This window comes from Stenotrophomonas sp. SMYL11 (genome assembly GCF_036320005.1).
GTDB lineage: Bacteria > Pseudomonadota > Gammaproteobacteria > Xanthomonadales > Xanthomonadaceae > Stenotrophomonas > Stenotrophomonas maltophilia_A.
Map to the genome: position 1 here is coordinate 263,254 of NZ_JAWIRS010000001.1, position 14,884 is coordinate 278,137.

Consider the following 14,884-nt stretch of genomic DNA (forward strand, 5'->3'; position numbering starts at 1 on the left):
TCAGGGCTTGCCGAACCCATGCCTGGCCAGGATCGCCTGGCCCTGCGCCGAACGCACGAACGTGGCAAACCGCTTGGCCTCGGCCGGCTGCGCACTGGCCTTGGTCACCGCCAGCGGATAGGCAATGCGCCCCGACACCGGCACCACGAAGGCGCGGCGCACCCGGTCGGGCATCGCCTGCGCATCGGAGGCATAGACGAAGCCGGCATCCACTTCACCGCGCGCCACGTAATCCAGTGATTGGCGCACGTTCTGCGTGGTGATGATCCTGCCCTGCACCGCCGGCCACAGGCCGGCTGCCTGCAGCGCGCCCTTGGCATAGCGGCCGACCGGCACGCTGTCCGGGTTGCCCAGTGCGATGCGCTGCACGCCGGCACCGGCCAGGTCCTTCAAGCTACGCGGCGCGGCCTTGGCCTGCGGCGGCACCACCACCCACAGCGCGTTCACCGCGAACACCTCGCGGGTGCCAACCGCCAGCAGATCCTGCTGTTGGGCCTGGTCCATCGTGGTTTCATCGGCCGACGCGAACACGTCCACCGGCGCGCCACGGCTGATCTGCTGCAGCAGCACGCCAGAGGCGGCGAAGTTGAAATCGACCTTGGTACCCGGATGCGCCTTCTCATAGGCAGCGCCCAGCTCGCGGAAGCTCTCGGTCAGGCTCGAGGCCGCCGACACCGTCAGCTCGGCCGCCCAGGCCGGCAGCGTGGCCAGCAGTCCCAGCAACAACAGTCCAGCGCGCTTCATCATCGGCTCCCGGCCAGGTTCAGTTCGGATCAGATTCGTCGGCCACCGCCAGCGCCGCCAGGCGCTCGGGCTGCAGCAGCAGGATCTCACGCTGCTTCACCGCGATGATCCCATCATCGCTCAGGCGGCGCAGCACGCGGCTGGCGGTTTCCGGCGCCATCCGCAGATAATTGGCGATCTCGGTACGTGCCATCGTCAGGTTGAAACGCGTGGCGGAAAAACCGCGCCGCGCGTAACGCTCGGACATGTCCAGCAGGAACGCAGCCATGCGCTCTTCGGTACGGTGGTTGGCGGCCAGCGTGGCGACCTTGCCGATCTCCGCACTGAGCAGGCTGAACAGCTTGGCCTGCAGCCCCGGCATGCGCGTGGCCAGCAGGCTCAACTTGGGGAACGAGATGCGGCACAGGTGCACGGTGTCCAGCGCCACCGCATTGCAGGGGAAGCGCGAACCGTGAATTGCGTTGAGGCCGATCACTTCGCCCGGCAGGCTGAAGCCCAGCACCTGCTCGTTGCCCTGGCTGTCATCGACGAAGGTCTTGACCATGCCGGCGCGCACCGCAGCAATCGAATCGAACGATTCGCCGGCGCGGAAGATGTAGTCACCCGCATGGAACGGACCGACGTGGTCGACCAGCACATGCAGGTCGCCCAGCGCGGTCTTGTCGTACCCCTGCGACATGCAGGCATCGGAAAATGCACAGGTACTGCAGAAATGCAGCGCGTCGCCGTCATCGGCGGCAGCGGGATTCGGCGTGGCCCGGCCGAGGCGGCCCTGGGTAGGCGGAGTTGAAGACATCGAGGCAGGACTCAAGCGATGGCGGCCGCCGGCCGGAAGCATGCGGCCATCATACGCCACAGCAGGCGCCCTTCTTCGGCCAGCCGCAGCACGCGTGCATCCCAGTGTGCCCAGCCGCGCGCCAGCAGCGGCGACAGCGCGGGCAGCTGCTCGGTGAAGCATTCCTCGAACGGTTCTTCGTTGCGCCATTCGAAGGCCGCGGCATCGAGGGCATGGTCGCAGGCGATGCTCTGCGCCACTTCAGCCACCAAGCGCTCGTCCTCGGACAGAATCAGCCCGGCAGCCACACCCATGTGACCCGCTTGCAATCGCGCACGCCATTCACCCAGTTCGTCCTCCAGCCGGTAGAACACCTCGCCGATCTGGCTGCAGGCAGACAGGCCGAGGCCGATGAAATCACTGCGGTCGCGACGCGGCACGCCGGCCAGGTCGCAATGGCGCTGGCCGTCACCCGGCCCGTGCGGGTTCGGCAGGTCGCCCCGCTGGTAATGATCGCCACCGATCGCCTCGTAGCCGGCTGCGCGCAGCAGCCGCCAGCTCTGCAGCCATCGTGCGGCCGAGGGATGCTCTGGCAGCGCACACGGCGCCGGCAGCAGAATACGCTCGGGTGCTTCGGCCAGAACTTCATGCAGCCGTTCGATGAAGCCGGCGTCCTCGCAGCTGGGCACGCGCAGCTGGTAGTAGCGCGCAGTGAAGCCGACCTGCCGCGCCTGTGCCAGCAGGGTCGGCCCCGGCGCATCGGCACGATCGATCACGTTCAGGCGGGTGCAGCCCACCGCGCGCAGCTGCGCCGGCGCCAGCGCGCTGCCGGCGTCCAGCCGCACTTCCACCTGTGGCCGCGCCACCGTGCGCAGGTGCTGCGGCACCGCGTCCAGCAGCTGGCCCAGCTGGGGCGGCGGCAGCGTCTCGGCCAATCCCAGCTGCAACACCATCGCCACCACTTCGCGGTCCTCGGCCAGAGCGTCGGCCTGCAGCCGCAACGCCAGCAGCAGAGTATCCAGATACGCCTGCGGTGGCGCATCGCGTCCGCCACGACCGGCCTGGAAGCCGAGCGTCAAGCCGCGCGGGATCAGGTGCTCGTTGCTGGCGCGTACGGCGGCGCGCCACCCGCTTTCGCCAAAGCCGGTGCTGAACTGGTCAGCCGGTGGAAACAGCACGTGCCGGGGCTGCCGCAGCAGTGCCGCCTGCAGCGCAGTGTCCTCACTCTCATCGACGTGGAAGCTCATGGCACACATCTTCGGGCGTTCCTCTTCGCGTAGCCCTGATTGAAATCAAGCGTGGCGCATCTGCGCGTTCATGCTGGCCAGGGGCCGGCACGCACCTTCACCCAGCGCGCACCCGCTCGGCGGCGGCCGCATCAATGGCTTCGGGCAGATCGGTTTCGCGGTCGATCTGCGGGAAGTGGCGGCGTTCCATGCGACGGATCGCGAAGTGCATCCACGCCAGTGCGGCCGCCACCAGCACGAACAGCAGCATGAAACAGCTGCTCCAGATGCCGACCGCATCGTTCAACGCGCCGAACACGATCGGCAGGATGAACCCACCCAGGCCACCGATCATGCCGACCACGCCGCCTACCGCACCCACGTGCTGCGGGTAATACACCGGAATGTGCTTGTAGACGGCCGCCTTGCCCAGCGACATGAAGAAGCCCAGCACGAACACCAGCACGGTGAACATCACCACGCCGATGGCCAGATGGAAGTGGATCGGGCCATGGATGCCCTGCACCACATACTCGGTATCCGGATAGGCCAGCAGGAAGGTGCAGATGGCCGATACGCCGAAGGTCCAGTACATCACCCGCCGCGCGCCCATCCGGTCCGACATCCAGCCACCGACCACGCGGAACAGGCTGGCCGGGATCGAATAGCACGCCGCCAGCATGCCGGCGTGGCCCACGTCCATGCCATAGGCGCCCACCAGGTAGTGCGGCAGCCACAGTGCCAGCGCCACGAAGCCGCCGAACACGAAGAAGTAGTACAGCGAGAACCGCCACACCTGCAGGTTCTTCAGCGGCGCCATCTGCTCCGCGAACGGGACCGGCTTCACGCCTTCGCGGCGGCGCTGCTCCAGCGACGGGTCTTCCTTGCTGAAGAGGAAGAACAGTACCGCGGTGACCGCCAGCGCTACAGCCCATACCTTGGCAACCATGGTCCAGCCGGCCGCCACCATCACCAGCGGCGCCAGCAGCTTGGTCACCGCCGAGCCGATGTTGCCGGCACCGAAGATGCCCAGCGCAGTGCCCTGCTTGCTGGCCGGGAACCACTTCGAAACGTAGGCCACGCCTACCGAGAAGTTGCCACCGGCGATGCCCACGCACAGCGCGGCAATCAGGAACTGGGTGTAGGTCTGCGCGTAGGTCAGCATCCAGGTGGCCACAGCACCACACAGCATCACCAGCACCATCACCTTGCGGCCACCGAACTGGTCGGACCAGATGCCGAGGAAGACCCGGCTGACCGAACCGGTCAGCACCGGCGTGGCGATCAACAGGCCGAACTGGGTGTCATTCAACCCGAGCTGCTGGCTGATCTGGATACCGATGATCGAAAAGATCATCCACACCGCGAAGCACACGGTGAAGGCGAACGTGCTCAGCCACAGCGCACGTTGCTGCTGCCCGGCACTGGCGGGGGCAAGGGCCTGGTTCATGGGGTTTCCTCGTTCAATGGGGGTCAGCCGATATCCGCTTCGGCTTCGATCTCGTCCAGCCCGCGCACCGGGTAGCGTTCCTGCAGCTGCAGCAGGTAGGCCTGCACCTCGCGCTGGCGCACCTGCAGTTCAAGATAGTCACGCAGCTGCGGCAGCACCGCCTCGAATGGCTGCGGCTGGCCCTCCTCGCGGGCATCGACGCAGACCACGTGGTAGCCCCAGCGCGACTCCACCGGGAACCCGGCCAGGCCCTCGCGCAGGCGGAACACCTGGCGGTCGAACTCCGGCGTGGTCTGCCCGCGCTGCAGCCAGCCCAGGTCACCACCTTCGCTGCTGGACGGGCAGCGCGAATGACGCAGGGCGAAATCGGCGAACAGGTGCGGCGATTCCTTCAGCAACCCGACCAGCCGCTCGCCTTCGGTGCGAGCGGCGAAGCGCCCGGCCACATCGTCGGCCGGCGCCGCCAGCAGGATATGGCGCAGGCGCACGCGATCGGGCGAGCGGAAGCGCTCGGGGTTCTGCGCGAAGTAGCGGCGGCAGTCCGCGTCGGTCGGCACCCGATCCTCGATCGCGTCTTCCAGCAGCTGCTGGATCAGCACCTCTTCATCGCTGACCCGGCCGCCCTCCGGCGCCTGCAGGCCCAGCCGCTGCGCTTCCAGTCGCAGCAGCTCGCGCACCACCAGTGCACGCGCCGCTTCGGCGCGTGACTGTTCCGGGCGCATCGCCCGGTGGTGCTGCATTTCACGGGCGATATCGGCCTCGCTGATCGCGGTCTCGTCCACGAACAGCCGGCACGGCGCCGGCTGCCCGAGCGAGCGCGGCCCCTGCGCTGCCGCGTCGTGGTGATGCGAATGCGCCTCGGCAGGAACCGGTGCGGCGGAGTCGATCACGGTGATCGGCAGGAATTTCGGCAGGCTGCCCATGGTTTACTCCCGCGGACCGTAGCGCAGCGTGGCCTGGCGGCGGCGCACCACCTGGTACGGCCTCCACAGGTAGCTGATCGGAATGCTCCACACGTGCACCAGGCGAGTGAACGGCGCGATCAGGAACAGGGTCAGGCCCAGGAAGATATGCATCTTGTAGACCCAGCTGACGCCCTCGATGTAATCGGCGGCACCGGCGCGGAAGGTCACAATGTGCTGCGCCCATTCGGCCAGCTGCACCATCACCCCACCATCAAGGTGGCCGGACGAGATGCGGATGCTGTACAGGCCCAGGCACAGCTGGGCGAACAGCAGCACCAGCACCAGGGTATCGCCGAAGCTGCCGGTGGCCCGTACGCGCGCATTGAACAGGCGGCGTACCAGCAGGATGCTGATGCCGATGAAGCACAGCGCGCCGAACACGCCGCCGACCACCATCGCCAACATCTGCTTCTGCGAGGAGGTGATGAAGTGCTCGTACACCGCGTGCGGGGTCAGCAGGCCGACCAGATGGCCACCGAGGATGGCCAGGATGCCGATGTGGAAGCAGTTGCTGCCGATACGCATGCCCTTGTCCGACAGCATCTGGCTGGAGCCGGTGCGCCAGGTGTACATGGCCTTGTCATAGCGCGCCCAGCTGCCGATCAGCAGCACCGCCACGGCGATGTACGGGTAGTACTGGAAGGCGAATTGATGCAGGGAGTAACTCATGGCTGGACCTCTCGATGCGAAGGACGGGCCGGCGAACGCACGGGCGGCTTGCAGTCTTCAGCGGGGGCTTCGGCACCGAAGCGCACCGCCTCCTCCTCCCACAAGCGGTCCATGGCCTCGGCGGTATCGTCGCGGACTTCCTCGCTGGCACGCTGGCGCAGCGCCTGCAGATCGGCCTTGCCGTCGCCGGCTTCGACCAGGATCTCGAACAGCACCCGGTGCGGCAGCTCGCGCTCGGCCGCACGCGCCGCCAGCATCCCGGCGATATGGCCGATGTGGTGCAACCACTCGCGGGCCTCGCTGCCGGGGCGATGGGCCAGGAACTCCAGCAGCAGCGGCAGGTAGTCCGGCAGCTCGCGTGCATCCAGCTCGAAGCCGTTGCGGCGGTAGGTCTCGACCAGATCGACCATCGCCTGGCCACGGTCGCGCGACTCGCCATGGATGTGCTCGAACAGCAGCAGGCTCATCGAGCGGCCACGGTCGAAACTGGCCAGCCACGCCGCCTGCGCATCCAGCGCATCGGTGGCCAGCAGCTGCTGCACGAAGCTGCGCAGCTGCTGGCGGCGGGCGGCGCCAAGTGCCGGGTCGTCGCAGGCGGCGAGCAGTTCCTCGCCGTGCTGCCACAGTTCTTCACGGGGGTAGTCCAGCAACACCCCGACCAGCTTGAGCACGCTCATCACACCACCTCCTTGCGGCGGTGGTTCGGCCCCTTGTCAACCACGAAGGTAGTGGTCTTGCGCTGGCCGAACAGGTCGGCCGGGCTGTCACCACTGCAGCCGTTGCCGAAGGTGAAGCCGCAGCCGCCGCGCTCGCCGAAGGCATCGTTGGCGTATTCGCGGTGGCCGGTGGGAATCACGAAACGGTCCTCATAGTTGGCGATGGCCAGGTAGCGGTACATCTCTTCCACCTGGGCGATGCTCAACCCGGTCTGTTCCAGCACGGCGGTGTCTTCCACGCCGTCCACGTTCTTGGCCCGGCGCCAGGCGCGCATGGCCATCAGCCGTTCCAGCGCGCGCACCACCGGCGCCTCGTCACCGGCCGTCAGCAGGTTGGCCAGGTAGCGCATCGGAATGCGCAGTGACGCCACGTCCGGCAGTTCGCCGCTCATGCCCACGCGGCCACGCTCGGCGGCTGACTGGATCGGCGACAACGGCGGCACGTACCAGACCATCGGCAGCGTGCGGTATTCCGGGTGCAGCGGCAGCGCCAGCTTCCAGTCGATCGCCAGCTTGTACACCGGCGACTGCTTGGCCGCGTCCAGCCAGCTGTCCGGGATGCCTTCCTTGCGCGCGGCGGCGATCACCGCCGGGTCGTTAGGGTCCAGGAAGATGTCCAGGTGGGCCTGGTAAAGGTCCTTCTCGGCGGCCACCGAAGCGGCCTCGGCGATGCGGTCGGCGTCGTACAGCATCACGCCCAGGTAGCGGATGCGGCCCACGCAGGTCTCCGAGCACACCGTCGGCTCACCCATCTCGATGCGCGGGTAGCAGAAGATGCACTTCTCGGACTTGCCGCTCTTCCAGTTGTAGTAGATCTTCTTGTATGGGCAGGCCGACACGCACATGCGCCAGCCGCGGCACTTGTCCTGGTCGATCAGCACGATGCCATCTTCTTCGCGCTTGTAGATCGCACCCGAGGGGCACGCCGACACGCACGCCGGGTTCAGGCAGTGCTCGCACAGGCGCGGCAGGTACATCATGAAAGTCTTCTCGAAGGCGCCGTAGATCTCCTTCTGCACCTGGTCGAAGTTGTAGTCGCGCGAGCGCTTGCTGAACTCCGAGCCCAGGATTTCCTCCCAGTTCGGGCCCCACTCGATCTTCTGCATGCGCTCGCCACTGATCAGCGAGCGCGGCCGCGCGGTGGGCTGGTGCTGGCTGTCCTTGGCGGTGTGCAGGTTCTGGTAGTCGAAATCAAACGGCTCGTAGTAGTCGTCGATCTGCGGCAGGTCCGGGTTGGCGAAGATCTTGGCCAGCATGCGCCAGCGGCCACCGGCACGCGGCACCAGCTTGCCGGCGCGGGTGCGCACCCAGCCGCCGTTCCACTTGTCCTGGTTCTCCCATTCCTTCGGGTAGCCGATGCCCGGCTTGGTTTCCACGTTGTTGAACCAGGCGTACTCGACGCCCTCGCGCGAGGTCCAGACGTTCTTGCAGGTGATCGAGCAGGTATGGCAGCCGATGCACTTGTCCAGGTTCAGCACCATCGCGATCTGTGCACGGACCTTCATCACACCACCTCCTTGCTGGCCGATGCCGAAGCACCAGCGGGCTGTTCATCGTCCAGCCAATCGATCTTGTCCATCTTGCGCACGATCACGAACTCGTCGCGGTTGGTACCGCAGGTGCCGTAGTAGTTGAAGCCGTACGCCAGCTGCGCGTAGCCGCCGATCATGTGGGTGGGCTTGAGCACGATGCGGGTCACCGAGTTGTGGATGCCACCGCGGGTCCCGGAAATCTCCGAGCCCGGCACGTTGATGATGCGTTCCTGGGCGTGGTACATCATCGCCATGCCCGGCATCACGCGCTGGCTGACCACCGCACGCGCGGCAATCGCACCGTTCACGTTGAACAGCTCGATCCAGTCGTTGTCGACGATGCCGGCGCTGCGCGCGTCGTCCTCGCTGATCCACACGATGGGTCCGCCGCGCGACAGCGTCTGCATGATCAGGTTGTCGCTGTAGGTGCTGTGGATGCCCCACTTCTGGTGTGGCGTGATCCAGTTCAGCACGATCTCCTTGTTGCCGTTCGGGCGCTGGTTCAGCAGCGGCTCCACCGTGCGCGTGTTGACCGGCGGCCGGTAGCCCATGAAGGCCTCGCCGAAGTCGATCATCCACTCGTGGTCCTGGTAGAACTGCTGGCGGCCGGTCACCGTGCGCCACGGAATCAGTTCGTGCACGTTGGTATAGCCGGCGTTGTAGCTGACGTTGTCGTCCTCCAGGCCCGACCAGATCGGCGAGGAAATGATCTTGCGCGGCTGCGCCTGGATGTCACGGAAGCGGATCGCCTCGTGCTCCTTGCCCACCGCCAGGTGGGTGTGCTCGCGGCCGGTGAAGGTGCCCAGCGACTCCCACGCCTTCACTGCGACGTGGCCATTGGTTTCCGGTGCCAGGTGCAGGATCACCTCGGCCGCGTCGATCGCGGTCGAAATGGCCGGACGCCCCTGGCTGACACCTTCGTCGTGCACGGTGTGGTTGAGCTTGCCGAGGAATTCGACTTCATGCTTCGTGTCCCAGCTCATGCCCTTGCCGCCGTTGCCCAGCTTGTCCAGCAGCGGGCCCAGCGAGGTGAACTTGCGGTACAGGTTCGGGTAGTCGCGCTCCACCACTGTCATCGACGGCATGGTCTGGCCCGGGATGGCCTCGCACTCGCCCTTCTTCCAGTCGGCCACGCCGAACGGCATGCCCAGCTCGTTGGGGGTGTCGTGCAGGGTCGGCACCAGCACCAGATCCTTCTCCACGCCCAGCACGCCCGGCGCCATCTCGCTCACCGTGCGGGCGACCTCCTTGAAGATCTCCCAGTCGCTGCGCGATTCCCACGCCGGGTCCACCGCCTTCGACAGCGGGTGGATGAACGGGTGCATGTCCGAGGTGTTGAGGTCGTCCTTCTCGTACCAGGTCGCGGTCGGCAGCACGATGTCCGAGTACAGCGCGGTGGTGCACATGCGGAAGTCGAGCGTGACCAGCAGGTCCAGCTTGCCTTCCGGTGCCTCGTCACGCCACCTCACTTCCTCCGGCTTGATCGCACCCATCTCGCCCAGGTCCTTGCCCTGCAGCCCGTGGCGCGTCCCCAGCAGATGCCGCAGCATGTACTCGTGGCCCTTGCCCGAGGAACCCAGCAGGTTCGAGCGCCAGATGAACATCATGCGAGGGTGGTTCTGGCTGGCGTCCGGGTCGGCGAAGGCGAAGTCCAGCGAACCGTCCTTGAACTTGCCCAGCGCATAGTCGGCCGGGGCCACGCCGGCCGCTTCGGCCTCGCGTGCCAACTGCAGCGGGTTGCGGTCCAGCTGCGGGGCACACGGCAGCCAGCCCATGCGCACCGCGCGCAGGTTCAGGTCGGCCAGGCTGCCGCTGTACTTGCTGGCATCTGCCAGCGGCGAGAGCAGCTCATCCACCTGCAGCTTCTCGTAGCGCCACTGCCCGGTGTTGAAGTAGAAGAACGACGTGCCGTTCATGTGGCGCGGCGGGCGGCTCCAGTCCAGGCCGAACGCCAGCGGCTGCCAGCCGGTCTGCGGGCGCAGCTTCTCCTGGCCCACGTAGTGCGCCCAGCCGCCACCGGTCTGGCCCACGCAACCGCACATGATCAGCATGTTGATCAGGCCGCGGTAGTTCATGTCGTTGTGGAACCAGTGGTTCATGCCCGCGCCGACGATGATCATCGAGCGGCCATGGGTCTTGTCGGCGGTACGCGCGAACTCGCGGGCGATCTCGATCACCTCGGCACGCGGCACGCCGGTGATGCGCTCCTGCCAGGCCGGGGTGCCCGGCACCATCTCGTCGAAGCTCGATGCCACGTTGCCGCCGCCAAAGCCACGGTCCACGCCGTACTGGGCCAGCAGCAGGTCGTAGACCGTGGCCACCAGGGTCTGGCCACCGTCGGCCAGCGCCAGGCGACGCACCGGGATGTGGCGCTCAAGCACGTCGTCGGCCGGCGCGGCAGTCCAGCCGTCGGTCTCGATGCCACCAAAGTACGGGAAGCTCACCGCCTCGATGCCCTCATGGCCATCAGCCAGGCTCAGGCGCAGGCGTGTCTCGGCGCCCTTGCTTTCCTTCTCCTCGATGTTCCACTTGCCCTTCTCGCCCCAGCGGAAGCCGATCGAGCCGTTGGGCACCACGATCTGGCCGCTGGTCTCGTCATAGGCCAGCGTCTTCCAGTCCGGGTTGTTGGCTTCGCCCAGCCCGCCCAGTTCACTGGCACGCAGGAAACGGCCCGGCACCAGGCGGCCATCGTCGCGGCGTTCCAGGCGCACCAGCATCGGCATGTCCGAGTACTGGCGGCAGTAGTCCTGGAAGTACTGCGAGGGCGAATCGACGTGGAACTCGCGCAGGATCACATGGCCGAAGGCGAAGGCCAGTGCCGCGTCGGTGCCCTGCTTGGGGTGCAGCCAATGGTCGGTCAGCTTGGCCAGCTCGGAATAGTCCGGGCAGATCGCCACCGTCTTGGTGCCGTTGTAGCGCGCCTCGGTGAAGAAGTGCGCATCGGGCGTGCGCGTCTGCGGCACGTTCGAGCCCCAGGCGATGATGTAGCGGCTGTTGTACCAGTCGGCCGATTCGGGCACGTCGGTCTGCTCGCCCCAGATCTGCGGCGAGGCCGGCGGCAGGTCGCAGTACCAGTCATAGAAGGACAGGCAGGCGCCGCCCAGCAGCGACAGGTAGCGCGCGCCGGCGGCGTAGGAGACCATCGACATCGCCGGAATCGGCGAGAAGCCGACCACGCGGTCCGGGCCATACTGCTTCACCGTGTACAGGTTGGAGGCGGCGATGATCTCGTTGGCCTCTTCCCACTGCAGGCGCACGAAGCCGCCCATGCCGCGGCGGGTCTTGTACGAGCGCGCCTTCTCCTTGTCCTCCACGATGCTGGCCCAGGCGTCGACCGGGCCCTTGCTCTTGCGCGCTTCGCGCCACAGACGCAGCAGCGTGCCGCGGATCAGCGGGTACTTCAGCCGGTTGGCGCTGTACAGGTACCAGGAATAGCTGGCGCCACGCGGGCAGCCACGCGGTTCATGGTTGGGCAGGTCCGGGCGCGTGCGCGGGTAGTCGGTCTGCTGGGTTTCCCAGGTGACCAGGCCGTTCTTGACGTAGATCTTCCAGCTGCACGAACCCGTGCAGTTCACGCCGTGGGTGGAACGCACGATCTTGTCGTACTGCCAGCGGGCGCGGTAGCTGTTTTCCCAGTCACGGCCTTCGCTCTTGGCGAATCCGTGGCCATCGGCAAAGGTCTGGGGGTCACGCTTGAAGAACTGCAAGCGATCGAGGAAATAACTCATCGGGGGTCTCCCTTTGCGGACATCGGCATCGTGGCTGTGTGTGTCATCTGGCTGCGGTGCGTTTTCATGTCGTCAGCAGGGTGTCTCGGCACCGCGCCGGTAGTACCACCACCAGGTCACGGCCAGGCAGGTGACGTAGAAAACAACGAATCCGTACAGCGCCATGTCGGGGCTGCCGGTCAAGGTGATGGATGAGCCGTAGCTCTTGGGAATGAAGAAGCCGCCGTAGGCACCGATCGCACCGGAGAAGCCGACCACCGCGGCCGATTCGATGCTGGCCTGGTGGGCAGCAGCCACCTTGCCCTCGGCGTTGTCGTTGGCCGACCAGCGCTCGTGCAGGGTGCGGAAGATCACCGGGATCATGCGGAAGGTGGTGCCGTTGCCGATGCCACTGAGCACGAACAGCGCCATGAAGCTGAGCAGGAAGCCATGGAAGTTGCCGCCTTGGCCATCGCTGGGCAGGAAGTGCAGCACGCCGAACACCGCCGCGATCATCAGCGCGAACACCCAGAAGGTCAGGCGTGCGCCACCCCAGCGGTCGGCCATGCTGCCGCCCACCGAGCGCATCAGTGCCCCCAGCAGCGGGCCGATGAAGGCGTAGGCCAGCGGGTTCACATCCGGGAACTGGCTCTTCACCAGCATCGGGAAGCCGGCCGAAAAGCCGATGTAGGAGCCGAAGGTGCCGATGTACAACCAGCACATCAGCCAGTTGTGCTTGCGGCGGAAGATCACCGCCTGTTCGGAGAACGACGAGCGGGCGCTGGTCAGGTCGTTCATGCCGAACCAGGCCGCGATGGCGCACAGCGCGATGGCCGGCACCCAGATGAAGCCGGCGTTCTGCAGGAACAGCGGCGCCCCACCCTCCACCGTGGGCTGCGGCGCACCACCCAGCGCACCGAACACGCCCACGGTGATGACCAGCGGAATCACCGCCTGCGCCACCGACACGCCCACGTTGCCCAGGCCGGCGTTCAGGCCCAGCGCCAGGCCCTGCTTCTGCTTGGGGTAGAAGAAGGAGATGTTGGACATCGACGACGAGAAGTTCGCGCCACCGAAGCCACACAGGATCGCGATGGCCACGAACACCCAGTAGGGCGTGGTCGGGTCCTGCACCGCAAAGCCGAGCCAGAGCGTCGGCGCCAGCAACGACGCGGTCGACAGCGCGGTCCAGCGGCGGCCGCCGAAGATCGGAATCACGAATGAATAGAAGATGCGCAGGGTGGCGCCGGACAGGCTGGGCAGCGCTACCAGCCAGAACAGCTGGTCGGTACTGAAGTTGAAGCCGATCTTCGGCAGGCTGATCGACACCGCCGAGAACAGCACCCAGACCGAGAAGGCCAGCAGCAGCGAGGGGATCGAGATGACCAGGTTGCGGGTGGCGACCCGCTTGCCGGTGCGCTCCCAGTAGCCGGGGTCCTCCGGCGTCCAGTCGCTGATGACGCGACCCGGACGGACAGTGCTGCGGACAACAGGATCGCTACCGACGGTCATACATGGCTCCAAGGCTGTGGAATGACGTGGGTACTGCGTTTCAAGTTGTGACCCGTCGTCATGCAGCCATTAGGCCGTGCAGCACGGACGACGGGGTTGATCTGGATCAATCAGGGGCCGGTTTCCAGCCTGCCCCTGACAAATGTCAAACCGATGAAGCGGTGTTGCGGCGGGTCACCCCGCGCTGGCGCACGCTGTCACGCACGTCCACATCGAACTGCAGCTGAAGCTGGCCGCCATCTTCCAGGGCAATGTCGAACGGCAGGCCATCACGGCACGGCAGCCGCGCCGCCAAGGCCTCAACGGCCGAACGTGGCAGCACCAGGCGGCAGAAGGTGCCACCGTCCAGCAGCACGGGCTGCTCGCCGCCATGCAGCGAGACCGCCATGCCCCAGCCTTCGATACCGCCGAAGCGGGTCATGTTCTCGACCGATTCGCCGGCCAGCAGGCGCGCCAGTTCGGCCTCATCCAGGCGAAGCCGTACCGATTGGTCCTGCAACTGCACTTTCATGACGCAACATCCTCCCATTGTTCGGGGGTATTGCAGTTGACCAGGCAGGCTTCGTCAACGCTTTCCAGCGCCAGCACGTGCATCTGCAGGCGACGCTGGAAGGCCTGTACCGAGCGCTGCCCCTGCGCATCATCCAGCATCGCGGCCAGCACGCTACGAGTGGCATTGTCCACATTCAGCAGCATGGGAAAGGGATGCCCGTCAAAGATCGTGCATGCCCCCTGCCGCTCTGCCGCCAGCCGTTGCAGCAGCTGCGGCGCCAGCAACGGCGTGTCCACCGGCACCACCCACGCCGGGCCATCGGGCATGCGCATCGCCACGCTGTAGAGCCCACCCAGCGGCCCGCAACGTGCCACTCGGTCCGGCACGGCGCCGAACGCCGGGTAATTGCCGCTGACCCAGACCTCGCGCGCGCCCGCCTGCATCAACAGGCCCCGCATGTGTTCCAGCAGCGTGCGCCCCTGCCACGGCAGCAGCGCCTTGTCGCGCCCCATCCGGCTGGACAGGCCCCCGGCCAGCACGATGCCGTTGATGCTCATCGCAGTGGAGCCACGCCATGCGTGGCTGCGGCGGCATCAATGCCGGTGATCGTGCGCGTGGTCATGGCCGTGTGCGGGTTCGTTGTCCGCGTGGCACAGGCTGCAGCCCTCGCTCCACTCGCTGTCGCCGTCCTCGTAATGTTCCTGCTTCCAGATCGGGCACTGGTGCTTCACCACCTCGATCAACTGCCGGCAGGCACGGAACGCCTCGTCACGGTGCGGGCTGCCTGCGGCCACCACCACCGCCACATCGCCAATGCCGAGCCGACCCCTGGCGTGCGCCACGTACAGCTTCAGCTTCGGCCCGAACGTGGCCTCGACCTCCGCCGCCAGTCGCTTGAACTCGTTCAACACCAACGGTTCGAACAGATCGTAGGTGATCCCGGTCACCGGCCGGCCGATGTTGACGTCGCGCACCTTGCCGATGAACACATCGATGCCACCGAAACCCGCATCAGACACCGCCGCGATGCCCTCGGCCGGATCGATCGCTGCCTGCGCGCGGTCCACCACCTTGGCGATGATCTTCTCGCTCATC

The 14,884-nt window shown here is 66.5% G+C and carries 13 protein-coding genes; all 13 read right to left on the reverse strand.

Annotation, left to right across the window (positions count from 1 at the left end; all coding sequences use genetic code 11):
* The 13 genes from modA to V3B46_RS01265 all read right to left on the reverse strand — a co-directional run bounded on the left by modA (position 1) and on the right by V3B46_RS01265 (position 14,883).
* The gene (modA, locus tag V3B46_RS01205) at positions 1–744 is read right to left on the reverse strand and encodes a molybdate ABC transporter substrate-binding protein (RefSeq protein WP_329890904.1); all 744 of its coding nucleotides are present in this window, start codon (positions 742–744) and stop codon (positions 1–3) included.
* Between the two features lie 19 nt (positions 745–763).
* Positions 764–1,540 carry a helix-turn-helix domain-containing protein gene (locus V3B46_RS01210; protein ID WP_100472820.1) on the reverse strand — a complete coding sequence of 259 codons (777 nt, stop codon included), beginning with the start codon at positions 1,538–1,540 and terminating at the stop codon, positions 764–766.
* An 11-nt stretch (positions 1,541–1,551) separates the two neighbouring features.
* A complete protein-coding gene (locus tag V3B46_RS01215) occupies positions 1,552–2,766 on the reverse strand; it encodes an oxygen-independent coproporphyrinogen III oxidase (protein WP_329890905.1) in 1,215 nt (404 codons plus the stop codon).
* 97 nt (positions 2,767–2,863) lie between these two features.
* Positions 2,864–4,195 (reverse strand): MFS transporter, encoded by a 1,332-nt coding sequence (locus V3B46_RS01220; RefSeq protein WP_100472825.1) that lies wholly within the window; start codon positions 4,193–4,195, stop codon positions 2,864–2,866.
* Positions 4,196–4,218: 23 nt separating this feature from the next.
* Positions 4,219–5,118 (reverse strand): peptidylprolyl isomerase, encoded by a 900-nt coding sequence (locus tag V3B46_RS01225; protein ID WP_329890906.1) that lies wholly within the window; start codon positions 5,116–5,118, stop codon positions 4,219–4,221.
* A 3-nt stretch (positions 5,119–5,121) separates the two neighbouring features.
* Positions 5,122–5,829, reverse strand: coding sequence for a respiratory nitrate reductase subunit gamma (gene narI, locus V3B46_RS01230; protein ID WP_010485313.1), 708 nt, complete (start codon positions 5,827–5,829; stop codon positions 5,122–5,124).
* On the reverse strand, positions 5,826–6,506 hold the full coding sequence (gene narJ / locus V3B46_RS01235; RefSeq protein ID WP_065723459.1) for a nitrate reductase molybdenum cofactor assembly chaperone: 681 nt from the start codon (positions 6,504–6,506) through the stop codon (positions 5,826–5,828). The genes narI and narJ overlap by 4 nt, the downstream gene beginning before the upstream one ends.
* The gene (narH, locus tag V3B46_RS01240; RefSeq protein WP_329890907.1) at positions 6,506–8,050 is read right to left on the reverse strand and encodes a nitrate reductase subunit beta; all 1,545 of its coding nucleotides are present in this window, start codon (positions 8,048–8,050) and stop codon (positions 6,506–6,508) included. The genes narJ and narH overlap by 1 nt, the downstream gene beginning before the upstream one ends.
* Entirely contained in the window at positions 8,050–11,805 is a 3,756-nt protein-coding gene (locus tag V3B46_RS01245; protein ID WP_329890908.1) for a nitrate reductase subunit alpha, read from the reverse strand. The genes narH and V3B46_RS01245 overlap by 1 nt, the downstream gene beginning before the upstream one ends.
* A gap of 72 nt (positions 11,806–11,877) precedes the next feature.
* Positions 11,878–13,296: a NarK family nitrate/nitrite MFS transporter gene (locus V3B46_RS01250; protein ID WP_329890909.1), complete on the reverse strand. Its 1,419-nt coding sequence runs from the start codon at positions 13,294–13,296 to the stop codon at positions 11,878–11,880.
* Between the two features lie 145 nt (positions 13,297–13,441).
* Positions 13,442–13,807 carry a DUF7009 family protein gene (locus V3B46_RS01255; protein WP_049439036.1) on the reverse strand — a complete coding sequence of 122 codons (366 nt, stop codon included), beginning with the start codon at positions 13,805–13,807 and terminating at the stop codon, positions 13,442–13,444.
* Positions 13,804–14,346: a molybdenum cofactor guanylyltransferase gene (gene mobA / locus V3B46_RS01260; protein ID WP_049439037.1), complete on the reverse strand. Its 543-nt coding sequence runs from the start codon at positions 14,344–14,346 to the stop codon at positions 13,804–13,806. Before mobA ends, V3B46_RS01255 begins: the two co-directional genes overlap by 4 nt.
* A 36-nt stretch (positions 14,347–14,382) precedes the next feature.
* A complete protein-coding gene (locus V3B46_RS01265) occupies positions 14,383–14,883 on the reverse strand; it encodes a molybdenum cofactor biosynthesis protein MoaE (RefSeq protein WP_049439038.1) in 501 nt (166 codons plus the stop codon).
* Position 14,884 lies beyond the last annotated feature (1 nt).

Coding starts and splice junctions, on each gene's coding strand:
- modA (WP_329890904.1), bottom strand. CDS start 744: ATGAAGCGCGCTGGACTGTTGTTGCTGGGACTGCTGGCCACGCTGCCG.
- V3B46_RS01210 (WP_100472820.1), bottom strand. CDS start 1,540: ATGTCTTCAACTCCGCCTACCCAGGGCCGCCTCGGCCGGGCCACGCCG.
- V3B46_RS01215 (WP_329890905.1), bottom strand. CDS start 2,766: ATGAGCTTCCACGTCGATGAGAGTGAGGACACTGCGCTGCAGGCGGCA.
- V3B46_RS01220 (WP_100472825.1), bottom strand. CDS start 4,195: ATGAACCAGGCCCTTGCCCCCGCCAGTGCCGGGCAGCAGCAACGTGCG.
- V3B46_RS01225 (WP_329890906.1), bottom strand. CDS start 5,118: ATGGGCAGCCTGCCGAAATTCCTGCCGATCACCGTGATCGACTCCGCC.
- narI (WP_010485313.1), bottom strand. CDS start 5,829: ATGAGTTACTCCCTGCATCAATTCGCCTTCCAGTACTACCCGTACATC.
- narJ (WP_065723459.1), bottom strand. CDS start 6,506: ATGAGCGTGCTCAAGCTGGTCGGGGTGTTGCTGGACTACCCCCGTGAA.
- narH (WP_329890907.1), bottom strand. CDS start 8,050: ATGAAGGTCCGTGCACAGATCGCGATGGTGCTGAACCTGGACAAGTGC.
- V3B46_RS01245 (WP_329890908.1), bottom strand. CDS start 11,805: ATGAGTTATTTCCTCGATCGCTTGCAGTTCTTCAAGCGTGACCCCCAG.
- V3B46_RS01250 (WP_329890909.1), bottom strand. CDS start 13,296: ATGACCGTCGGTAGCGATCCTGTTGTCCGCAGCACTGTCCGTCCGGGT.
- V3B46_RS01255 (WP_049439036.1), bottom strand. CDS start 13,807: ATGAAAGTGCAGTTGCAGGACCAATCGGTACGGCTTCGCCTGGATGAG.
- mobA (WP_049439037.1), bottom strand. CDS start 14,346: ATGAGCATCAACGGCATCGTGCTGGCCGGGGGCCTGTCCAGCCGGATG.
- V3B46_RS01265 (WP_049439038.1), bottom strand. CDS start 14,883: ATGAGCGAGAAGATCATCGCCAAGGTGGTGGACCGCGCGCAGGCAGCG.